Genomic DNA, 23877 nt, shown 5'->3' on the forward strand with positions numbered 1-23877 from the left:
GTATATTTGAGAAAAAATTGCCCCAATGAGTAAGAGCATTTTAATTATAGATGATGATGCGGATATGTGTGCATTGTTGACAAGATTTCTATCCAAGAACGGCTATACAGTGGAGGCTGCACACAGTGGTAACAAGGGTTTGGAAAAATTTAAAGCCGGTAAATTTGATATTGTGTTATGTGATTTCAGGCTGGGCGATAAAAAAGATGGAAAGGATATTCTTATAGAAATAAAACAGCATAATCCTAAAACAATTGTGCTGATTATTACCGGATATTCGGACATTAAAACTGCCGTAGATGTTATCAAAGCTGGAGCATACGATTACATTACCAAACCGCTTATTCCCGACGAGGTATTAAATGTATTGCAAGCCGCAATCCATCAATCCGAAAATAAAGGAGACACTGACAACTATGCAAATGACAGACACCTTTCCAATACTAACAAAAAGAGTAGTGGCTCCAATTCAGAATTTTTGATAGGTGAAGCTCCTGCAACCAAAGCGTTGTATAACCAAATTGCCATAGTTGCGCCGACCAATTACAGTGTTATTTTAAATGGTGAAAGTGGAACAGGTAAAGAAGTAATTGCAAAAACCATCCATGAGCTAAGCAGTCGTAAAAGCAAACCTTTTATTGCCATGGATTGCGGTACACTCTCTAAAGAACTGGCGGGAAGTGAACTTTTTGGTCATTTGAAAGGCGCATTTACAGGTGCCATTAATGATAAGGAAGGACATTTTGAATTAGCCAACGGTGGCACTTTATTTTTAGATGAGGTAGCTAACCTTTCATCTGAAATACAGGCATCCCTTTTACGGGTAATACAGGAGAGAAAAATAAAACGAATTGGCGGTAATAAAGAGATTGATGTGGATGTTAGAATTATAGTAGCAACCAACGAAAATCTGCAGGATGCATATAAACACGGCAAATTCAGGGAAGATTTATACCATCGGTTTAATGAGTTTTCAATTCAATTACCACCGTTAAGGGAGCGCAGGAATGACATTCCATCTTTCGCGGATTTCTTTTTACAAAAAACAAACAAAGAACTGGGCAAAAATATTGAGGGTTTTGAAGAGGAGGTAATGAAAATGTTCATTGCTTACTCGTGGCCAGGAAATTTGCGTGAATTTAAAAATGTAATTCGCAGATCTGCACTGTTAACCATCGGAGGTAAAATTTCACCTGCAACATTGCCGGCTGAAATAACAGGGTTCATTTCCACAAAACCAATACCCGCAGCAGAAGAACCGCAGGCTGTAAAAGCCACTGCTGTAGATTTAAAAGACACAGCCTCGAAGGCAGAATACGAAGCAATTATGCAGGTGCTGAAAGAGGTAAATTTTAATAAAACAAAAGCAGCTGAACTTTTAAATATAGATCGTAAAACACTTTACAATAAGATTAAAAGTTTTGAAGATGCCCAATAATTCGTTCTAATTTTAATTGAATGTAAAATGTAAAAATTGATATACTTAAAAGGCTTCAAATACGAAATTGAAGCCTTTTTTATTTGTGCAGCTCCCGAACGATGGTTTAGTAAATAAAAAGAGGTTGAATTAACAACTAATTAATACATCAGATCTTCTATAAATTATTTATTGAACTCAACTTTTACTGAAAGGCAGTTTATCTATTTTTTCCAGCGTAAGTGGTTTCTTAACGATTTTATTAGGTGCATGTTTAAATTCAGGAAGCATTTTCCCCAAAAGGGGAGCTATCATTTCGTTGCTATGAGCAATAGCAGCAGCTTCCAGCTTAATCAGTAAGGAATAAAAATTGGGATTCGTATCTGAGCATTTTTTTGCTCTTAATATTTTTGGATGGCTTGTAGGTGCAAATTCTTCGGAATCCTTAAATAATTCTTCATACATTTTTTCTCCTGGTCTTAACGATGTACACTGTATGGCAATTTCTTTACCCGGTACGAAGCCAGCCAGCTGAATCATGCGGGTAGCAAGGTCCATTATTTTAACTGGTTTACCCATGTCAAAAAGTAAAATATCACTGGATTTACCAATTCTGCCAGCTTCTAAAACTAACTTGGCTGCTTCCGGTATCGTCATAAAATACCGCGTAATTTCCGGGTGGGTAATTGTAACCGGACCGCCTTCAGCAATTTGCTTTTTAAAGGTTGCTACCACTGAACCTGCTGATCCAAGTACATTTCCAAAACGGGTGGTGATAAATTCTGTATTGGATTCAATGCGGTCGTTTAACGATTGAATATATATCTCGGAAACACGTTTGGTTGCGCCCATTACATTGGTAGGGTTTACCGCTTTATCGGTTGATACCAGCACAAATTTTTTCACGCTGTGTAACATCGAAAGATCTGCAATAACCTTTGTTCCAAAAATATTGGTAAGTACAGCTTCACTGGAAAAACACTCCATTAACGGAACATGTTTATAAGCTGCTACATGAAAAACAAAATCTGGCTGATGTGCGACAAATAATTTTTTAATCCGCATATAGTCCCTTACAGAAGCCACTTCCACTTGTATTCCCTGCCGCATCCCTTTCTGTCTCAATTCATATTCCAAATCAAATAATCCTGATTCTGCCTGGTCTAAAATAATCAACTTCTTCACATCGTATCCTACCAGTTGGCGGCAAATTTCACTACCAATTGAACCAGCTGCGCCGGTAACCAGAATTGTAGCATTTGTATAGTCAGATTTTGATTGATCATTAGGAAGAATAATTTCATCCCTTTCCAGCAAATCTTCGATATTCATTTCCTTTACCTGGTTCTTTTGAAATAAACCACCAGACCATTGTTTGGCGTGCGGAACAACGTTTACTCTAATTTTGTAGGGCGCACACAAATCTGTGAGAGCGATTTTTCTATCTACACTCAATTTATCAATCGCAATGTATAAGTGTGTAATTCTTTTGCTTTTAAACAACTTACCCAATTGAGCAGCATCTGCTGCATTGTAAATAGGAAGACCTTCTAATTTTTTTCCAATCTTATATTGACTATCATCTATAAATCCTACAAGCGTGGTATTTATCTTTGCATCTTGTTGCAATACTTTTTGTGTAATTTGTCCCATCATGCCCGCGCCAAATATAAGGGTACGATTTGCAGGATTGGGTCTTGCCTGGGCCATAAAATAAACTTCCTTTACCAACAAACGAAAAGCAACTAAAACAAATATTACCGCAAATAAATTAATTACCAATAACGGAAAAGTAACCACACCTGAAACAAGATGATTTGTATCAACCAAAAACAGAAGAACCCAGATGGCAAATTGCAAAAAGGCAAATTTTATAATTCTAACAATATCTTTTGCTTCAGAATACCGAATAATTCCTTTGTATATAGCAAAAACACCAATGCAAAAAATACCCACCACAAGATTGGTAATCAGTGCCGGCAATAAGCTTAACAAGTCATGCACATCAATTGAAAGATGTTCAATCAGAAAAAAGGAGCAAGTAAAAGAAACCGTGATTAAAATAATATCACAACAAAAAATAATCCATCTCGGGGCAAAATTCTTTAAAAAAAAACTTGACATAATGCTTCAGTTTAGTTGTAGGTATTTGGATAATATGTATAAGAATTATAAAAAATCCGGTAAACCTGTTAATTCACTTCAAAATTCCCATAAAGACCTGATTTTTAATAACATGTTTAAATTAAAACCGGATATTTTAAAGGTATTTGTACGTTTAAGGAAAACAAACTCTTCCATAAATAACAAAATTACAGCCAAACTATAGAAATAGAACAACTTGAAAGTTTATTTCGCCTATGGCAACCCGAATTTAGCCATTTGTAGAAAAAACACTACACAATTACAAAACCCGGCAAACTGTAACGCCAATTATATTGAATTATTTGATTTCGTCAATGGTTTTTATAATCTGTTCAAAATTGACCATTGATAAATAAATAGTATTAGTGAACCTTTTAGGAAGATAAAAAGAGAAGGGACAATTTATCTGAATGCATTACTTTGGTGGGAAGACGTAGGTGTGTATTTCCGTTTACTCGGCGGAATTAATAGTAGTGGTGTAGGGAAGAATGTATAATACAGCAGCGCCCTTCACAAGGAGTTTCCTTTTATTTTCACTCGCTTAAAAAAGAAGAATAGTACGCCTTGAATGCAGAAAATTCAGGACATTGTATTCGCGCTTTAAGTTTTCAAAAATGAGGTATAAAAACGTTCATATACACTATTCTAATATCGCTTTAATTACCTGAATTACTCTATTCAGGTCAGTAGTACTCAGGTTTGAACCGGATGGCAGGCACAGCCCGTTTTCAAATAATTGCGCTGCGGTTTCATCGCCGTAAAAAGGTGTGCCGGCAAATACCGGCTGCATATGCATTGGTTTCCACAACGGCCGGCTTTCTATGTTTTCTGCTTCTAATGCCAGTCTTACATTTTCACGTGTAATTCCATTCGTCTTACCGCTGTCAATTAGAATGGCTGTTAACCAGCGGTTACTGAAAAAGCCGTTTGGTTCCTGCAAAAAAGAAACACCCTCTATTCCGCTAAGATGTTGTACATAATAGTCAAAATTATTTCTTCTCTGTTGAATTCTTTCAGTCAAAACCTCCATCTGGCCCCGGCCAATAGCTGCACAAACATTGCTCATCCGGTAATTGTAGCCAATATGCGAATGCTGGTAATGCGGTGCAGCGTCCCTTGCCTGTGTAGCCAGGAAGCGGGCTTTTACAATGTAATCATTGTTATCCGCTATGAGTGCTCCACCTCCGGATGTGGTAATTATTTTATTGCCGTTAAAAGACAAGATGCCCATTTTGCCAAAACTGCCACAAGGCTTTTCGTCAATTGCCGAACCAATGGCTTCTGCGGCATCTTCAATAACAGGAATCTCAAAATCATCCGCTATTGCGGCTATCTCCACCATTTTTGCAGGCATTCCGTACAAATGAACCGGTATGATGGCTTTTGGTTTTCTACCCTTTTTTATTCTGTCTTTTATGGCGTTCCGCAAATGCTCAGGACTCATATTCCAGGTATCCCTTTCAGAATCTACAAAAACAGGTGTGGCACCCTGGTAAACTATAGGATTGGCAGATGCGGAAAAAGTAAAGCTTTGGCAAATTACTTCATCACCTGCTTCAACACCACACAGTATCAATGCCAAGTGAAGTGCGGCCGTTCCGCTGCTCAATGCCGCAGCAGATTTCACTCCTGTAAATTGGCAAAGATCATTTTCGAAACCATTTACGTGCGGACCTAACGGCGCTATCCAGTTGGTGTCAAATGCTTCTTTTACGTATACTTGTTCTTTTCCGCCCATGTGGGGAGAGGAGAGCCAGATTTTTTTGTTCATAGGTTATTAGGTTTGTTAACCATTACATTTTTATAGGTTTAAAAATGGTAATTTTACCGATCATTTTATTGATTTATATTTTAAGTGGTTGTTGAAATGATGCATGCAAAATTATATCTTCCTCAAAGCAAATAAACACAAATTTTATTTGAAATAAAATTGTAATGACTGTAAAGACTGAAGCGATAAAATTTGATCTTGACACTCCCGGAGCTAAAAGAAAAGTAATTATCTTTTTTATAAAACTGGCCGTAATATTTACCTTATGGTTTGGCATTTATGGTCAGGTGCTCGCCCCCCGGAGAACAATAGACAAGCCCCTTACTCATTTTATCAGTGTGTCAGTTTTGTATTGCGTGAATTTAATACCGGATGATGCCCCATTTACGCTCGGCACAAATTTACCTGAACGATATTATAATTTAATCCGTAATAATATTTCCATATTACGCATTTATGATTCCTGCAATTGTATCAATATTATGTTTACCTACGTTGCTGTTATTATAGCCTTACCCAACCCATTAAAAAGAAAACTACTTTTTATTTTAGCAGGGCTGGCAGCAATCATAATCGCGGATATTTTAAGGATAATTATTTTACTGTATGTCTATTTGCATTTTAAAAGTGCTTTTCATTTTAGTCACGATTACTTGTTTACAATATTAATCGATCTCCTCGTACTGTATTGCTGGATGCTGTTTACGCACAAAAAAAGTGTTTTATGAATCGCACCATCAAAGCCGTTATAGTCTATTTAGTCGTATTGTTTTTGTTTATGCTTCTTTCCCAGTGGCTTGAGATCTCCGATTATAAAATTTCAATCAGTCAAAACAAAATGGTCATCACTCCAATGATGATCACATCGAGCTTTGGAGGAATAATACTTGTCGGATTTGTACTCTCCTTTAAATCCTTCAAAACTTTCCTTCTTTTCTATTTCGGCTTATGGTTGCTACGATTTATTTTACTTTGGATAGGAAATCAAATTGGTCAAATACATCTTTGGAACAGGACGTTCCAAGCTGACTGGATAATTGCCAATTATTGTACTTATATATTTCGGCTGGATGCACCTTTCTCTTTTATTATTTTCCTATTTGTCTATACCGTTTTTTCAAAACGGGAAAAAAAGAATCAAATTCGAATAGAAGAATAAAATTTGTTCGGTTAGTGTCTTTAACTCAACACGCAATTTATAAGTTAACTGTTGATGTTTTTTTTTTTCGATTAATACCTTGTACAAAAAATACGTATCTGCCAAAATAATAAATACACCCGTATTAAATGTTGTCCACGCAGATTTATCTCTTCCATCGACTTTATGGTTTAACCTGAAGATTAAATAAAGAAATAATTTGCAGCTTGCTACTCTTTAAATAACAACCACCATATTGTTTTTATTAATTCAGAACAAGTAGTACTAATGCCATATCCGGTTTTCCAGCAGGTTGTAGAAGTATAAACAGCGTATGAATTTAAAGGAAAGTAAATATAAGAGTTATTTTTTTACGCTTACTTTTCTATCAAAAAATTAGTTCCCCATGCCTTAATTTGTATTTCTTAAAACCACGTTTGGTTATTTTTAGCTTTCAACCATTTCGTTTTCATTCAAACTGTTACTATTTGAAATAGGTAAATATGTTTGTATATTATTACCTGAAGTTTGTTTTGGGATATACGACCCCTCGTAGAAAAAATCAAAATAAGCTTCGTAACAATAAACATACGCTTAACATTAAAAAAAACTAATCTTTCTTAATTTACATTTTACAAAATACCTTCTTAGCAGTAAATTTTTCTGATGACCATAAAAAGTGCATTGATAGTCTTAATTGTGGCATTGTGCCATCTTTCAATATGGGCGCAAACCAACTCTGTTAATACGACATCCGAATTAATGCATTTAAGCACCAATGACGAAATAATAGTTGTAAAAGACGCATTAAGTGGTGGCATTTTTGCCCACGTGGACTCAAGTGTAAATGGTATAGATCAGGGCGTGATTTATAAAAGAATCAAGGGAGGATACTGGCAAAGAAATTTTGATCGTTCCACTGGAGTAAACCCTTGTTGGTGGGGCGCAAAAGGCGATGGCATCAACGATGATTTACCAGCGATCAAAGCTGCAACTGCTTATTGTCTCCAAAATGAAACGATCATGCAATTCCCTTCTGGTGTTTTCCGCATTACCGGCCAGTGGGTAATAGGTGCCAAATCTATAGGCGAAGAAGATTTATTTAAAGGAACTGCAAACCGTACATTTAAAATCAGGCAGCATGAGATTGCAAGAAAAACAGCTCCATTAATTATACGCGGTTCTATTCGAACATGCATCTATGGAGATTTTGCACCCACTGTGCTCACTGCAATAATCTTTTATAATATTTATGGCTGTGGCCTTCCAAAAAAACCGAGCGCTCATTTGTATACCCACGAATTCAGTAATATTGGCGTATATGGCAAGGATTTTTTTAAAGGAAAGATCCCTACACCCCCGGATAGCGCAAATATGAATAATAATCAAATAGGGTTGGCAATATACAATTGTACCAATCCTAAAATAGATGGATGTAACTTTTCAGGATTAAAATATGGACTTATTTTCAAAACTTCCTATTTCGGCAGTATCAAAAACTGCCATTTTGAATTATGTCGAACAGGCTTGTACACAAGTGATTATAATGCCAATTTAATAGAAAATATTGATGGTGATAGATGTAATGTTTTTGCTGAAATTAACGGAACCAACTTAGTTGTTAATAATTTCAATACAGAATTCTGTGCAACCACACTTATTTTATCAGGGCGAAATATTGTATTTAACGGTATGTATTGTGAAAACTATAAAGCTGAATTACCTAACCACTGTCAGTTGATTTTTGGAATCAACGAAACTGACAGTGATTACAGCAAGAAAACCGCCGACGAAACTTCCAGAATAATTATAAATGGCCTTAGCGTTAGTGCAATTGGCCGCGACGCTATCCTTTTTAAAAATAATGTACATCAAATCAATATCAATGCGGGCAATATTAACGGAAATATTATTACCACAAACACCACCAATAAAATTGTATTGGATAATGTTATTGGCATATTTAAGCTTACCGGACCTGGTGTTATTAAAAAGACGGAGTAACAAATGTATTTGCAAACTGTCTGCTGTTTGAATTTTCAGTTACGCTGCGTTACCGTAAAAAAGATTCTTTTATACTTGAGCGTAAAATTTCATTGACTTTTTGGAATAGCTATTACTTTTTCCTTAAACCGGTAAAACACCACTTCATCGTCGCCCACATTTTTATCCAATACCACTCCTGCGGCAATTTTGTTGCGATTGCCAATTTGTATGCCCGGTATGGTAGCACTGTTGACACCAAATAAATTTTCATCGCCCACTACAGTAAACCCAGAGAAACATACATTTGGACAAATAAAATTATAAGCGCCAACTTTTGTATCATGCCCCATACTGCTCCGCGAATTAATCAATGTAAAATTCCCGATCGAAACCTTGGGGCCAACATTTACACCGGGAGCTATTACTACCCCTGCGCCTATTTTTGAAGAAGCGGAAATATAAGCATCGGGATGAATAAAGGTGGTAAAAACCGCACCAGCTGCCAAAAATCTTTCAATGATAGGCCGGCGATATTTTAAATTAGCAATGCCCATGATATAATACACGTCTTGTTGAATGACATGTGATTGTATATGCCCCAGAAAAGGAGCTGTAAAATCGTAGTTCCCATAACTCAATGCATTGTCATCAATATAGCCCCGGATCTCCATCCCAAAATCTTGCAACTTCTTTTTGGCATATTGAAAATAATCGTCTATTTCGGCACTATGCCCACCTGCACCAATAATAATAATTTGTTTCATTATTTAATAAATTTAATTCAGCAAGAAGGGCAGATTTACAAATAGTTTTTGGGAGATCAATGAATAGTTAACAAGAAACCCCCAGGGTGCAACCGCCAGCCACAAACCACGAAAAATAAACTACCTCATCATCAAACTTTAACCAAACGCTTTCAAGCTACAATTCCTATATTCCATTCTAAAACCTACAACGACTAACGTAAAGATTAAAACCCAAGAGCACCAGTCTTACACCCCTTCAGGGGATGGGATTTTACCTGGCTGTATAGCCACCATCAACCATTAACTGGGTTCCTGTAACCCATCTTGCCGCATCTGATAAAAGATAAATACAGGCATTGGCTACATCTTCAGGCACTCCCAATCCCAATGGATGCAAACCTGTAATGTGTGCTTTCAATTCGGGATTTTGGCTATAATAGGCCTGTTGTGACATAGGAGTATCCACCACACCAGGCGCAATGCAATTGACCCTTATTTTTTTGGGTGCCAGTTCTATCGCCATTGAACGGGAGGCGGCTAATAATGCTCCCTTGCTCATGCTATATAAAACTTTGGCAGACTCGCCTACCTGTGACATTACGGAAGTTATAAAAACAATACTGGCACCATTGGCAGCTACACTACCTGGTTTAATTAATAATTGGGTAAGGTGCAAAGCTGCCGCTACGTTTACCTTAAAAAAATGATCCATCTTTTCCACCGTACTATTCCGAAAAGGCAATGTAGTGGAAATACCGGCTGCATGTATTGCTCCATCAATTGGCCCAAAACCAGCAATCGCCGCTTTTACCTTTGTAGTTACTTCTTCAAATTGGGTAAGGTCCAATACAAGGATTGTTGCCAATCCTGGAACTGGAAGCATTGCTTTTGTCTTTTCTAACTCTGCTTCCTGCCGGCCAATCAACAGCAACTTCGCCCCAAGCTGACTGCAACCTATTGCGCAGGCTCTGCCGATTCCCGAGGAGGCTCCGGTGATGACAATGTTTTTATTTTCTAAATTAAATGGATTTTGCATAATTAAAGCCCTCCTGCCCCCTGAAGGGGGTTCTTGAAGCCGGCTAAATCTTCCAGCTTTTATATATTTGAAATATCAGACAATTTTATTTAAAACACCTGTGTAACTCAGCAGCGTATAAAGCCCCTCCCTTCAGAAGGGTTGGGGAAGCTTCCCTTCGAAGGTTAGAGGGCTCTTTACACTTCTACCAAATCACTAATGTGGCAGCCGTTAAAATTGATGAAAGCTGTGGCCCAACTCATGCCTACACCAAAAGCGCATAACATGGCCTCTTTGTTCTCTACCAGTTTTCCCTGTAATTGACTCACTATTGTCAGCGGTATGGATACCGATGACGTATTGCCAAATTGTGCAATACTGGAGGGAACTCTCTCTGCCGGTAGTTTTAATTTTTTTGCCAGGTAGCCATTCATATAATCATTGGCCTGGTGAAACAGGTAGTAGTCCAAAGAATGTAATGCCTTGCCCGAAAACGCTTCCAGTCTCTTAATATCCGGTGGAATTTCTCTTAATACAAAATTGAATACATCAGCTCCTTCCATGTAACCATGCTCCTCACTCCGCATATTGCCGTGTTCATCGATCACTTTTTCTACCAGTGTTTCAGCGGTGCTGGGATATCTGTAACCGCCGGCTTTTATTTTAATCAGGTCTTCCCTGGAGCCATCTGAATTTAAGGAAAAAAAACTTTCACCAAAACGTTCATCCCGTTCAATAAGGGCGGCAACACCGCCATCACCGAATAAAAAAGCCGTCTTTCGGTCTTTGGGAGAGTATACCCTTGATCGGGTTTCGCCATCTAATAACAAGGCTTTTTGAAAGCCGGATTTTTCCATCATGGCATACACGACCGAAAGCGCATACACGAACGCCGAACAGCCAAGGCTGATATCAAATGCCATGGTTTGCATGGATAGTCCGAGGCGGTTTTGTAACAATATTGATGTGGCGGGCATCCGGTAGTCGGGCGTTTGCGAAACAAAAACCAGCAGGTCAATTTCTGACTTATCAACCTGTAGATCTGCAATCAATTTCTCCGCAGCAGCAAAACAAAGATCGGAGGAGGTTGTGCCTGGCAAGGCAAACCTTCTTTCCTGTATGCCCGTTTTATCCGTTACCTCTTTGGCTTCTTCTGCAGAAAAATGTTCCGTATAATTATAATTAACAATGGTATTGGCAGGAACGCAGGCTGCCATACCGGCGATGCCAACGTTATTGAACTTTAATAGTGCCATCAGAATGAATTTTTTATTAGTGCCTTTGGACGTTCTATGGTTTTTGTTTTTACTCCAAAATTGCGCCAGGCAAAAAAGGCTACCCAAACAAAAAGCAAAAGCAATTAACCATTTACCTTACTTTCCACCACCGCCATCAAATCACCCACTGTAACCAATTGCTCAAACTCCCTATCCTCAATTTGCAAATCATACTCTTCATCAAGGGCGGCAATCAAAGACAGCCTGCTCAATGAATCCCATTCTTCGTAATCACGAAAAACATCTGTTATCAATACTTCCCTGTCTTCAATTTGTAATGCCTCTTTAAAGGAAGCTAAAAAATTTTCTTTCATAGTTATAGTTTTATTTGTTGTCAATATTGTACAGGTAAAATGCTACATTTACTTAACACGCTTACCTAAAAAAGGCCTCAAGTATTTCTCTTTGGAGATAAATTGTTAAGGCCTAATTATTTCCGTTGAATGCCGAAATGGTGGCACTGCCCTGTTCTGTAATTCCTTCCCGCTTAAATATTTTAATGATGGTTAACCAGACGATTTTTACATCCAGTAAAAACCCCAGGTTGTCTACATACCAAACATCATACTCAAACTTTTTTGACCAACTGATGGCATTCCTGCCATTTACCTGTGCCCATCCCGTAATCCCCGGCCTTACTTCATGCCGCCGCTTTTGCTGCTCATTGTAAAGCGGTAAATATTTAGGCAGCAATGGTCTTGGTCCAATCAGGCTCATATCCCCTTTTAGCACATTGATCATTTGAGGCAATTCATCAATGGAAGTGGTTCTGATAAACTTACCCACTGGTATAAGGCGTTCTCTATCCGGTAATAACTTACCATGCTGATCTTTTTTATCATTCATGGTTTTAAATTTGATCACCCTGAATAACCGCGTCTTTCTGCCGGGCCTTTCCTGTGTAAAAAACACGTTGCCATTGTTAGCAAAAAACAAGCAGGCTGCGGCTATCAATAAAACCGGTAAAGCAAGGATCAGCAAGACCAACGCAACCAGGCAATCAATTCCTCTTTTAATAAAATTACGATACATCATTAAATAAATTCAACTGCATTTGCAGGGCTAAACAACTTTGAGGTTGCCAATGAACGCTGCCGGAAGGCCTCCAATTGGGTTTGATCATTTTTAAGACTGGTGATAAAATCAAGCATCCGATCCGTTTCATTTGAATTAAAACATTCGCCGGTCCCATGTTCATCTACCAATGCAGCCAGTTCCGAATCGGGCGATGCAATACAAAGCAACGGTGCCCCTACGGATAGATAATTAAAGGTCTTACTGGGTACACTTAATAAAGAAGCTTCTTTACCCAGGCTTACTACCGCTATATCAGCCGCCGCTAATGTAAAGGGCAACTGGCCAGTTTCCTGCCAGGGCAGCAGGCGGATATTTGCCAGGCCCTGCTCCTGAATTTTATCTGCCAGTGATGCTGCTTTGTCACCACCACCAATAATTAAAAAAAATAATTCAGCATCCGCTGCTTTGGCTGCCAGCTGCACCAATACTTCTACCTCCTGTGTTTTACCCAGGTTACCGGAGTACAATACAATGAATTTGTTCTCTAGTTTTTGTTGCGTTATAAAATGATTGGTTGTTTTTGGCAGGGGCTTGAGAAATTCATTATCAGTCCACACAGGTACTACTTTAATCTTCGACGGGTCAACGTAGGCAGCAAGCAATTGTTTCATCCCATTGCCAATGGTGTAAATTCCTGCTGCCTTTGCAAACACTTTTTTATTGGCATTCCACCACCATCTTGTCAGCATGGAATCCTGCTTCAATAAATTGTAACTGACCATTGCGTCCGGGTAAACATCATATACCAATACCCGAAAAGAGTTATTGCAAAATAAGGGTATAAATAAAGCAAAGGGCGGATTGGAAACCAAAAACAAATCTGCTTTTCTGTATCTTGTTTTAATCAGCCAAAAGGCCTTTATAAAAGCCAGCGACCAGGACAACAACCGCTTTAAAGATGAGCTTCGGTTATATTTCGCCAGTTTGATAATTTTAACAGATGTGTCTACTTTTTTATTACGGGGATTAATAAAACCTGCCATTAAAATACGCTCCTCATAAGTAGACCCAAATGCGTCAATGATGTCGAGCATCAGGTAACCCGAACTCTGGTTCACAAAAACGATTTGCTTCTTATCTTTCTCCATTGCAGATATAATAGGGTGTGAACTGAGAATATTGACTATTGACCATTCACTATCAACAGCGATTCATACAACTTCAAATAATCACTATAGCGGTCATTTTTATTAAATAGTTGCTCTGCCCTTTGGCGGCAAATATTTCTATAATGATCCTTTCCCTTTTCGAACACTTCCCCGATGGCTTCAGCCAATCCCTGCAGATTGCCCTTTTCAATTACGAAGCCGGTCTCCTTATCAATCGCCTCCGGACTACCCCCAGTATTATAGGTTATAACAGGTGTGCCGCAAGCCAATGCTTCAATATTGGTGGTTGGGAAATTGTCCTGCCAGGTAGGATTTACGAACACATCTGCAGCTGAATATAAAGCTGCTAATTCGTTTATATCCTCCGTACGCTCAATGCCAACAATATTTAACTGCAATAATTTTAACTGTTGTTTATTTACGCCAATCAATACAATTATCTCGTCGGATGACAGATAATTGCTCAGCTGAATAAAGTCATTGAGTCCTTTTCGCTTATCCCATGTACTGGCAACACCTAAAACTATTTTTTTGTTTGCCAGTTGATATTTTGTAACTATTTCCTTCTTATTGCTTAAAGGCTTAAATATTTCCAGATTGATCCCACTGAAAATATGATGGATTGGTATTTCATTAAGAAAAGACTGACCTACTATATTTTGTAACCATTTAGAATGAACTACAATCTGGAGATTTTTAAAATCGGCATACAGATGCTTCTTGTCCAGGTAATTTTCCTTGCTATTATCTATCAAAAAAGATGAAGGATATTTCTTTTTTTTGGGACACTCAAAACAACCTTGAATCCATTTAGTACAGTCAATATCATCAAAATAGGTACAATGCCCGGTAAAAGACCAACAATCAAACAATGTCCAAACAACAGGTATTTGAGTGGTACGCAGATATGTAAATAATATTTTAATATCGATGTAATAACCATGCAAATTATGTAAGCCAATCACGTCTGGTTTCAAAATTTCGATTTCCTTAATTAGCTTTTGAGTTGCCGTAGTAGACGCAAATGCATGCCTGTCAAAAACCATTGTTTGAAGGCCGTGCCAGTAAGTGTCCCATTTGTTACCAATTTTTATCAGTTGCGATTTGCTTGGCCTGTTTCCTCTGCCAAAAGCGATAAAACTTTGATGACCATTATCCAACAGCACCTTCCCTATATCTTCAGCAATACGGCCGGTACTTCCTGAATTTACAATCGAATTTATCTGAATAACTTTCAAGCTGATTTCTTTAGGATAAATAATGAGATGCCGCAATAACATTCATAGTGAATTCCTCATACTTCCTCCTGTCACACGCCTCCATGGCAATGTGTCCTTATAAAAACAGGGAAGCTTACAAAGACTCCTAAATTTTCACCGGGGATTATTTCTTTCAATAATGAAAGTTAACAAGAAAATTAAATAATCGTACTTTCCAGTTAACTGGTCCTCAGATGCCAAGTCACAATCACACGGTAACGAAATGAGGTAGTTACGAACGGAATAATTCGTTGTGCTCTAACGTTTGAGACTTCAGTTAAAAGAATGATGGAAAAAATATTTCTATCTGGAAAGTATCCTTATAATTTCACTTGTTACTTTTATAGAGCCATTGTAATTCAAGTGATTCAGACTCAACCAATCTTTGTTAGGGTCCAGCAAAGTATCACATTTACTATAATTATTCAAATTATGCATAATCAAGTTAAAGTGATTTTGAATAACTTTATTTTGCAAAACCAAATCTGCGCATTCATTCTGGGCAAATTTCCAACAAGGCAATTCAAACACCTCAAATTGTATATTTCTCTCTTTACAAAGAGAAGCTATTCTCCACATATACTCATATCCCTCATTGTTATAAAAAGACTCATTCAAACATCTAATGGTAGTATCATTTTTTTTCGATGAATTATCCGGCACGATACTCTTAATTCTCAATTGTCCCTTGATGATCTTTGCTGTTCGGTGATTAGTTGAAAGCAGCTTTTTAATATTTTCAATAACCAACCACCTGAATTTAAAAAGAGGAATATCTTTTAATCCACTAACTGGAAGAGAATTTCCGTAATAGTAGTCTACAATTGGATTTACTTCATTTGGATTGTAATATTTAACGTGAGCGCTACTTAAAAATAACAGCACTTTTTCCGGACGCTCATTATGAAGTAAATAGTCGCTTAATTGAATATAATTTGTTAAAAGTGAAGCACCTCCGACTGAAAAATTATATGCGGGGCCAAAATGCTTGTCTATTAAGTCGGTATTAACACCATCCATTGCCGTACTGTTTCCAAACACCAGTACTTTTAAATGTTGGTTTTTAAACCCATGGGCTTCTTTCGTTTTACGAAACTCCCAGTCAATATGGGGCAATAAAAAAAGGTAAAGCCCATTAGCCACGATAAACGCAAAAAAAAGTCCAAAGGAAAATTTTAAAAAAGTCTTCATTAAAATTGAAAGTATATAAAGCTTTGCCTTGAAAATTGCCCAAGAACTGTTATTAAAATAAGTAATAGAAATGTAACAGTAAATTGTAAAAAACGCGATGTTTTAACAAGATTATTTTTTCTGTATAATCTATAGATGCTGTTTATAAAAAAAATGGCAAAAGCAATAAAATAACTTATAATTTCAACATTTGTGAGTCCTAAAGCTCGTCCCTTTTTATTGACTATAATATCGGTCACATATTGAAAAGCCTTCGATAGAGATGCAGCTCTGAAAAATATCCATGCAAAAGTTACCACGCTGAACGTAATAATTATTTGAAAAATATCTCGAAAAGAAGGAACCCATTTATTCTGATGAACTATATCCTCTTTGTATTTTCTGTTTGATCCAACTAAAAAAGAGGGCATAAAGAGTAATGCATGAATTCCTCCCCAAACAATAAATGTCCAGTTTGCGCCATGCCATATTCCGCTTACCAAAAAAATGATAAACACATTTCTTACACTGAAGATTCTTGAAACTTTTGACCCACCCAAAGGAATATACAAATAATCTCTAAACCATGTTGAGAGGGAAATATGCCACCTTCTCCAAAACTCTGCTATGTTACGTGAAAGGTAAGGAAAATTAAAATTCTGGATAAGGTCAATACCCAGGAGCTTTGAAGTGCCAATGGCTATATCAGAATAGCCACTAAAGTCGCAATATATTTGAAATGAAAAAGTAATGGCTGCAATAATTAAGGCAACACTACCATATGAAGTGTATTCATCAAATACTCTATTTACAATCACTGCAATAGAGTCTGCGATCACCACCTTTTTAAAAAAACCCCAAACCATGAGTTCGATTCCCCGAATAGCGTTCTCACTATCAAAAGTTCTTTCATGTTTTACTTGCGGCAGAAGATGGGTGGCTCTTTCAATTGGCCCGGCCACCAGCAAGGGGAAATAACTGACGAATAAAGAATAGTCTACAAAATTTCTTTCTGCCTTAATCTTTCTATTGTAGATATCAATTACATAAGAAAGTCCATGAAATGTATAAAATGATATACCCACTGGTAGTATCACCCGTATAGTCCAGACGTTGAGATGAATTCCCAGGCGTGAGAGACCCTCAGCAAATGATCCGATAAAAAAATTATAGTACTTAAAGATGCCTAAAAACCCTAAATTGATAATTACACTTACCCAAAACCAAATTCGCCGTCTCTGATCATTTACACTCTCATCCATTTTTAGACCGGTATAAAAATCAAGTCCGGTAGAAAATATGAGGAGGAAAAGAAAGCGGTAATCCCAGCAAGCATAGAAATAATAACTTGCCACCAGTAATAGAATATTTTGCCATTTTAAGTTTCCATTTGTAACAAACCAGTATATAACAAATACTATCGGAAAAAAAACAAGAAAGCTTAATGAATTAAATAACATTGATTGACAGTATTAAAATGACCCCAGTCGAATTGGAATATAACTTGATCTGGCTTCCCATTGATATTGAGGGAGAAGTATTAATTATTAGTCTGGCAAGAAGAACAAACTATCTATGGGATGTTCAAGATTGAGAAAATTTGAACTGACGATTTTTTTATGTTTTAGCTGAGCCAAAACTTTCTAATATACTTTTTATTAAAAAAAATAGGAGACTTATGATTATTCATTTTACTTCATTATAAGTCAAATTTTATCGAAAATGCGATAATAAGCATTGAGCATTTCAGTATCATCAAAAAGTTTAGCCCGTTCCAACGCCTTTTTTGAGTAAGCTTCAAGTAGACTTGGGTTTGTTAAATAGGTTATCATCTTATTTGCAAGAGAATCATCATTTTGCTCGGCCAGCAATCCGTATTTTTCATTGTCAACTAATTCTTTGCAACCACTACAATTAGTAACAATAACCGGCTTACCTAATATCATTGCTTCACACAATACTGTGGGTAAGGCCTCAGAAACAGAACTCATAATAAAAGCATCTGCCGTGAGTAAAAGCGGATATGGATTGTCATAAAACCCTAATATTGATACAACATTATCTAAATTTTCCAATTTGATTAAACGCCGTAGATTTTGCTCTTCATTCCCTTTCCCAACTATTTGCACATTAAAGGTAAATCCCGTATCTCTCACTATTTTAGAAGCCCGGATAAGGCGATCAAATCCCTTAACTGGTAATAGGCTGCCTAGTGCTATAAATGTAAACGTTCCGCTTTTTACTATTTGGTTTTTTGTTGCTTTTAGTTTCACAGCTTCAGCATCTATTAGATTGTAGATTACCTCCATGCTGGTGTAGGTGCCAAATACCTCAAGGAACTCACTCATAGAATCATGGGAAACAAAGCAAATTGTATCAAGCTTTCCGTAACGGTTAATTTTTAATTTGTTTTTGTAATGTTCATTTTCATAAAACCTGGCAAAATTTCTATAAGATTTATAGGAGCTGTGAACCCAGGCCACCCGCCTTTTTAATCCCTTAATAAAAAATAACAGGTCAGTAAAATTCCCATCTAAAAAAGAAATTCCCAGGTCATAATCTTTAGTGATTTTTTTTTTAATCGCCCATCTAAAAATAATTGTAAAACCAACCCGCTTCTGCAAATAAGCCAATACCCTTACAAAAAAATCATTCTTAAACAATGCCGTAAGTTTTACCTCATCTGGAATTTGATTAAGGTAAACGCCTTTGTTACATACAATCACTAAATCAATTTCGTATTTTGAATAATCTATTTTGTGTAGCAAATTTATTAATGTACGCTCCGCTCCCCCACCTACCATCGAGGGCATTAAAAACAACAACTTTTTTCTTACCATCTTAATTACTGTGTTCTATTAAATTACCTAATTGGTCACTTGTCATAAATTCGACGGCCGGCCATTTTTTCATAATACTACGCAAGAGAGTACTAAACATTTTTAAATTCTTATCCCTATTGTTTATATCAATTGAACCTATAAAGTTTAAGCGGTGACTACATATAATAGCTGGTTTGTTCCACCTAAATGCAATTTCAATTCTTTTCAGACACTCATCTGCCACATCTGCATTGCTTTTTAATGAAGGTTCAAAAAATGCATTCCGTAACAAATAGCGTTGTCCAAACTGGTTGCGCTCTCCCATGTAATGACTAACGACACGTAAATCATGTCGGTTGTGATTAAACAATACTGGCTGAAATTGATTATAAATGCCTTGCAAATATTTAACTCCCATACCGGCTAAAACGGTCTCAGATCTCTTGCTCCAGATGTAACAATTGGCTATAAATGACTCTGAAGTAAACCCAAAAATTTCTTTAAACAGATCCATGCCCTCATTCAAAATCGCGACCTTATTGTCTAATTCCGTTTCATTGAAATAATCAAGGCCTTCCATATAACAATATTTTAGTTCACATGGAACAGAGCTTATACTGATCATTTTTAAGTCAAAAGCTTTTCTTAAAAGGTCTTTATGCTGCCCGATACCCAACATCCACCTGTCTACATTAAGATGTTCTCTTCCATGAAACTGGGGATGGTAGATTTTGTTTTCAATTCCCTGTTTTATCATTAGAAAAGTGGAAGAATTTTTATCATACTTTTTTAAAGTCTCCGTAAAAGGCTCAAAATAATATTTACTAAATGCAGACAGCCTGATTTTGTCGAAATCCGGATTAGCAACAACCGTGTTGGCAGTTATAACGGCAAAATGCCCGTTCGAATCTTTAACACTGCATAGTATTTCAAACAATGCGGTTAAATCACTACTATTTTCTAAGCAATCATATTTTAGATAAGGGTCTCTTTCGACATTTAAGTTTTCTGCTGAAAGTTTTGAATAAATCTCTTTCGATGGCATTCTTATGCTTCCCCAATCATCAGATTCTATCACTACAATTTTTCTTGGAGTGCACCATCCCCGAGCGTTAATATAATTCCGTTTAACTTTTGATAGTATATTCATTTTATTTACCGGAAATTATAAACCCCAGTTCTTCCGAAGTAATAAACGTTGCGTCAGGCCACCTGTTAATTATACTCTTTAATAGGGTTTTTAATTGCCTCAATCCCTTTTCCCTGTTTGTCAAATTAAGAAACCCGGTATAATTAACTCTGTGGCTGCTAATAACCGCCGGTTTATTCCAGTTAAATGCAATTTTAATTTCATTCATACAACTGTCAACCCAGTCATTTTTTAAATGAGAAGATGGCTCAAAAAAACAATTCCTTGTAAGGTAGGTTTGTCCAAATTTATTTTTTTGACCAATATAACGAAAATTTCGTTTGTACTTTTCATTACCCATCGGCTCCTTTTGTATTTTAGAGGTTCCAATAAATTTAATACCGCCTTCATGTAGCGTTTTTTCCAATTGATTGTTAAATGGTCCATTAGTGGGAACAAAAAATGTACTTCTATAGCCAAAGAGTTGTTCAAATAAATCCAGCCCTTCCGTTATAACCGTCTTCTGGTATTCAATTTCTCCAACATCAATTATATCAAACGCCGCCTGGTATGATATTCGGTTAATTGGATCACGCGGGGATATCCCATAAACCTGCTCTTCGAAAGCCGAACGCGTATCGGGGTTATTAAGCTGAAGTGCTTTTAACCAGCTATGAACATTCAGGTGCTCTCTTCCATGAAATTGTGGCAAAAATATTTTTTCACGAATCCCCTGTTTCCAAAGTTCAAAAGAATTGGCATGTTGGGGATATCGTTCAAGGGTTACATTAAACGGTTCGTAAAAATATTCCTTATTTGCAGCGTCTTTTATTTTACCAAAATCAGGGTTGGCAACAACAGCCACAACAGTAAAAACGGCAGGTTTTCCACTACCATCTTTTACAGAATGTAGTACTTCGAATAAATTCGTCAGGTCGCTTTCAGATGCAAGGCTATCATTTTTCAAATACCTTTCTTCATCCTTATTTAAAGGCTTTATTCCTAAATTGAAAAGCCTATCATAAGCTTCTTTTGATGACATTCTGATTGCTCCCCAGTCATCTGATTCCAATACTACAATTTTCTGATTAGTTCTCCATCCAGGTAGATTGGATAAATTGCGGACTATACTTTTTTTAATCCTCATTTAATCAGCTGGTTTATTGATAAACTATGATACATTCACTTAAATATTAAATAAAACAGGTTATTAAATTTCATTAATAAAGGAACTGGTATTAGCTTATCACTAATTTTAAATACAACTTCGATAAAATAGATAGCTTAAGAGTTTTCACGGTAATATCAAAGCTTTTGATAATTTTGTTACCACAATATGATTTTGTAAAAAGCTTTAAAAAAAAGAAAATTCAATTTAGTATCACCAATAAGTACTGAAGACCGTAACCCGTTCATTTCTAGTTATCGTAAACTATGTACGAATTCTTTCTATTTATTATGTCGTCTTTCAATCTATTAACGTTGGTAACTTGTCTTAAAATAGAGCCAGAGTCTAATATTGAAATTAAAATTTTCTGATAAGTTAATTCTCCTCCATGAAAACCATCAATTGTCTCATTATCACTTGAATTACACAGTGCAACTTTAGAGAAGTCATACACTTCAAAATCGTATTTTTCGAAGATTGGCTTTATTCGCTGATAAAGATCTATTAAATAAAGATAATTACCGCTTTCCACCATTTTACTATATACTTTATCAGCAAACGGAGGTAAAAATGCGATTACATTTATTTGCTGGCTCTTACAATAATTTAAAAATTCACTTAATTTGATAAGCGCTTTTTCATTAACGGATTTGCAATATTCAAAATGTCTGTTACCATGCTTGATTCTATCAAATGTGTTTGAATTGTTAAAATCGTTTGCTGTTGTATCCTTATTTATTAACTTTTGAATTTGTGATCCATAATAAATACTGCCGTCATTTCTAAATCCTGTATTATTCACTATGGCATTTAATCCTATTTTGCTGATAAAATTGGAATGCTGCTTATTAAAAGTGTTAAGAGTATATTTACCTGCAAAGAGATCAGCGTAGCAAGTTTTATAGGTAGGAAATATTTTAGGAATAAACGTAAAACTGCTTTGCCATGATTTGGGTGAGGGTGTTGAGTTCAAATTATCATACGATGCATTAAACATCCATTGGTCAAGTCCTACTATAATGTATTGGGGATGTTTAGATTTAGGTAAGCTTTGAATGAATGGTTCAAAATCATTTATACTCGAAATTGTATACCCTGCATTGTAAAACGTAGTGTCAAACATGCGCCCTCTAAATTGCAAAACACGGGACGATCCTAATGCCCAGACGCTTTTATTTTCATTTGAGTTAAGATAAGCCCATTTTACAAAACCATAATTATTTTCATGATAGGCATATCCAATTAAATATTTTTCTTTGCCGGATAAAATTTTATCAATTTTAAAAAAAGCTTCTTTGGATTGCCACAAAACATAGGTCGGAATAATTAAATAAAGAATTACCGGCGCAGTAAATAAAAATAATTGAATTAAAAATTTTTTCATCCCTAAAATTGAAAATAGATAAATTGCTGTTCATTTCCCGTGAAGTGGAAAATTGCCACAATAATGGCATAATACATTGCCCATCTTAAAGGTTTATACCATTTTATTCCTAAATTTTCAATTGCATATTGTTGTTCTCTTCCGATCCATTCAATGATCAGAAATATGAATATCAACAAAACTATTGGAACTGCTTTTTCCATCCCTGAAAAATTGGGCCTAGTAAATAGTGTACTCGAAAAAATTTTAGAGATATACTTAAAAGCGTTTGTTACACTATTCGCCCGAAAAAAGATCCAGGCAAATACAGTTAAACTAAAAGTAATTCCGATATTAAAGAAATCTTTTAGAGATGGGAAATACCTTCCCTTGGCTACAATTTCGAGGTTGTTTCGATTTGTATTGAATATTACGGAAGGCGTTATATATAACGCATTTAGCAATCCCCACACAATAAAAGTCCAATTTGCACCATGCCAAAAACCACTTACAAGAAAGATAATAAAGGTATTCCTTACCTTAAACCATATACCACCTTTACTGCCCCCCAATGGGATGTATAAATAGTCTTTAAACCATGAGGATAGCGAAATGTGCCATCTTCTCCAAAATTCAGCAATATCCCGGGAGAAATATGGAAAGGCGAAGTTTCGCAAAAGGTCTATTCCAAATAGACGAGCTGTCCCTAACGCAATATCAGAGTATCCTGAAAAATCACAATATATCTGGAAAGTAAAAAATAAGGCACCGAAAATTAACGTACTTCCTGAATATGCCGCTGAATTATTAAAAATTGTATTGGCATATTCGGCGCAGTTATCAGCTATTACAATTTTTTTGAATAAGCCCCACAATATTTGTCTTAATCCATCAATAGCCTTAGCATAGTCAAATGTCCTTTTTTTAAGAATTTGAGGTAAAAGATGTGTTGCCCTTTCTATTGGTCCAGCAACAAGCAAAGGGAAAAAGCTTACAAATACAGAATAGTTAATGAAGCCTCTTTCAGGCCTTATTCTATTTTTGTATATGTCAATTATATAGGATAAGCCATGAAAAGTATAAAAAGAAATACCGACTGGAAGTACCACTTGTAACGTGCCGAAATTTGCTTTAAATCCTAATTGCGTTAGGCCACTAACAAATGATGCAGCAAAAAAGTTATAATATTTAAAAACTCCCAAAAATCCCAAGTTGATACTTATACTAAGCCACAACCAAAACATTTTCCTTTGTCTATTATTTGCCTCGTATATTTTAATCCCTG

The 23877-nt window shown here is 36.3% G+C and carries 20 protein-coding genes; 4 read left to right on the forward strand and 16 right to left on the reverse strand.

What is annotated here, in order from left to right; genetic code table 11:
• Window positions 1–25: 25 nt before the first annotated feature.
• Window positions 26–1438: a sigma-54 dependent transcriptional regulator gene (locus JWR61_RS02255; RefSeq protein ID WP_301926230.1), complete on the forward strand. Its 1413-nt coding sequence runs from the start codon at window positions 26–28 to the stop codon at window positions 1436–1438.
• A 177-nt stretch (window positions 1439–1615) separates the two neighbouring features.
• Here the strand turns inward: JWR61_RS02255 and JWR61_RS02260 are convergent, their stop codons facing one another.
• Together JWR61_RS02260 and JWR61_RS02265 are read right to left on the reverse strand one after the other, a co-directional pair.
• Window positions 1616–3541: a nucleoside-diphosphate sugar epimerase/dehydratase gene (locus JWR61_RS02260; RefSeq protein WP_301926231.1), complete on the reverse strand. Its 1926-nt coding sequence runs from the start codon at window positions 3539–3541 to the stop codon at window positions 1616–1618.
• A gap of 661 nt (window positions 3542–4202) precedes the next feature.
• Complete coding sequence (locus JWR61_RS02265; protein ID WP_301926232.1) at window positions 4203–5333, reverse strand: DegT/DnrJ/EryC1/StrS aminotransferase family protein; 1131 nt, start codon at window positions 5331–5333, stop codon at window positions 4203–4205.
• A gap of 164 nt (window positions 5334–5497) precedes the next feature.
• Here JWR61_RS02265 and JWR61_RS02270 point away from each other — a divergent pair, with 164 nt between their 5' ends.
• The 3 genes from JWR61_RS02270 to JWR61_RS02280 all read left to right on the forward strand — a co-directional run bounded on the left by JWR61_RS02270 (window position 5498) and on the right by JWR61_RS02280 (window position 8475).
• Window positions 5498–6061 carry an archaeosortase/exosortase family protein gene (locus tag JWR61_RS02270; RefSeq protein ID WP_301926233.1) on the forward strand — a complete coding sequence of 188 codons (564 nt, stop codon included), beginning with the start codon at window positions 5498–5500 and terminating at the stop codon, window positions 6059–6061.
• Window positions 6058–6492: a hypothetical protein gene (locus JWR61_RS02275; RefSeq protein WP_301926234.1), complete on the forward strand. Its 435-nt coding sequence runs from the start codon at window positions 6058–6060 to the stop codon at window positions 6490–6492. Before JWR61_RS02270 ends, JWR61_RS02275 begins: the two co-directional genes overlap by 4 nt.
• Window positions 6493–7137: 645 nt before the next feature.
• Complete coding sequence (locus JWR61_RS02280; RefSeq protein ID WP_301926235.1) at window positions 7138–8475, forward strand: hypothetical protein; 1338 nt, start codon at window positions 7138–7140, stop codon at window positions 8473–8475.
• An 89-nt stretch (window positions 8476–8564) separates the two neighbouring features.
• On the opposite strand, the gene JWR61_RS02285 is transcribed toward JWR61_RS02280, so the two are convergent.
• The 14 genes from JWR61_RS02285 to JWR61_RS02350 form a co-directional block, all read right to left on the reverse strand.
• Entirely contained in the window at window positions 8565–9221 is a 657-nt protein-coding gene (locus tag JWR61_RS02285; protein ID WP_301926236.1) for an acetyltransferase, read from the reverse strand.
• A 253-nt stretch (window positions 9222–9474) separates the two neighbouring features.
• Window positions 9475–10239 carry an SDR family NAD(P)-dependent oxidoreductase gene (locus tag JWR61_RS02290; RefSeq protein ID WP_301926237.1) on the reverse strand — a complete coding sequence of 255 codons (765 nt, stop codon included), beginning with the start codon at window positions 10237–10239 and terminating at the stop codon, window positions 9475–9477.
• A gap of 176 nt (window positions 10240–10415) precedes the next feature.
• Window positions 10416–11474: a ketoacyl-ACP synthase III gene (locus JWR61_RS02295; RefSeq protein ID WP_301926238.1), complete on the reverse strand. Its 1059-nt coding sequence runs from the start codon at window positions 11472–11474 to the stop codon at window positions 10416–10418.
• A gap of 104 nt (window positions 11475–11578) precedes the next feature.
• Window positions 11579–11809 (reverse strand): acyl carrier protein, encoded by a 231-nt coding sequence (locus JWR61_RS02300; protein WP_301926239.1) that lies wholly within the window; start codon window positions 11807–11809, stop codon window positions 11579–11581.
• 112 nt (window positions 11810–11921) lie between these two features.
• On the reverse strand, window positions 11922–12530 hold the full coding sequence (locus JWR61_RS02305; RefSeq protein ID WP_301926240.1) for a sugar transferase: 609 nt from the start codon (window positions 12528–12530) through the stop codon (window positions 11922–11924).
• The gene (locus tag JWR61_RS02310) at window positions 12530–13660 is read right to left on the reverse strand and encodes a glycosyltransferase family 4 protein (protein WP_301926241.1); all 1131 of its coding nucleotides are present in this window, start codon (window positions 13658–13660) and stop codon (window positions 12530–12532) included. Before JWR61_RS02310 ends, JWR61_RS02305 begins: the two co-directional genes overlap by 1 nt.
• Before the next feature lie 35 nt (window positions 13661–13695).
• Complete coding sequence (locus tag JWR61_RS02315; RefSeq protein WP_301926242.1) at window positions 13696–14919, reverse strand: glycosyltransferase; 1224 nt, start codon at window positions 14917–14919, stop codon at window positions 13696–13698.
• Window positions 14920–15243: 324 nt separating this feature from the next.
• A complete protein-coding gene (locus JWR61_RS02320; RefSeq protein ID WP_301926243.1) occupies window positions 15244–16131 on the reverse strand; it encodes a hypothetical protein in 888 nt (295 codons plus the stop codon).
• Window positions 16131–17570 carry an MBOAT family protein gene (locus tag JWR61_RS02325; RefSeq protein ID WP_301926244.1) on the reverse strand — a complete coding sequence of 480 codons (1440 nt, stop codon included), beginning with the start codon at window positions 17568–17570 and terminating at the stop codon, window positions 16131–16133. The genes JWR61_RS02320 and JWR61_RS02325 overlap by 1 nt, the downstream gene beginning before the upstream one ends.
• Window positions 17571–17816: 246 nt before the next feature.
• Entirely contained in the window at window positions 17817–18950 is a 1134-nt protein-coding gene (locus JWR61_RS02330; RefSeq protein ID WP_301926245.1) for a glycosyltransferase, read from the reverse strand.
• Window position 18951: 1 nt separating this feature from the next.
• Window positions 18952–20082: a hypothetical protein gene (locus tag JWR61_RS02335; protein WP_301926246.1), complete on the reverse strand. Its 1131-nt coding sequence runs from the start codon at window positions 20080–20082 to the stop codon at window positions 18952–18954.
• 1 nt (window position 20083) lies between these two features.
• Window positions 20084–21208: a hypothetical protein gene (locus JWR61_RS02340; protein WP_301926247.1), complete on the reverse strand. Its 1125-nt coding sequence runs from the start codon at window positions 21206–21208 to the stop codon at window positions 20084–20086.
• 271 nt (window positions 21209–21479) lie between these two features.
• Window positions 21480–22613, reverse strand: a complete 1134-nt coding sequence (locus JWR61_RS02345; RefSeq protein ID WP_301926248.1) for a hypothetical protein — start codon at window positions 22611–22613, stop codon at window positions 21480–21482.
• 2 nt (window positions 22614–22615) lie between these two features.
• Window positions 22616–23794, reverse strand: a complete 1179-nt coding sequence (locus JWR61_RS02350; protein WP_301926249.1) for an MBOAT family protein — start codon at window positions 23792–23794, stop codon at window positions 22616–22618.
• Between the last annotated feature and the right edge of the window lie 83 nt (window positions 23795–23877).

It is taken from the genome of Ferruginibacter sp. (assembly GCF_028288465.1).
In the GTDB taxonomy this organism is placed as follows: Bacteria; Bacteroidota; Bacteroidia; order Chitinophagales; family Chitinophagaceae; genus Ferruginibacter.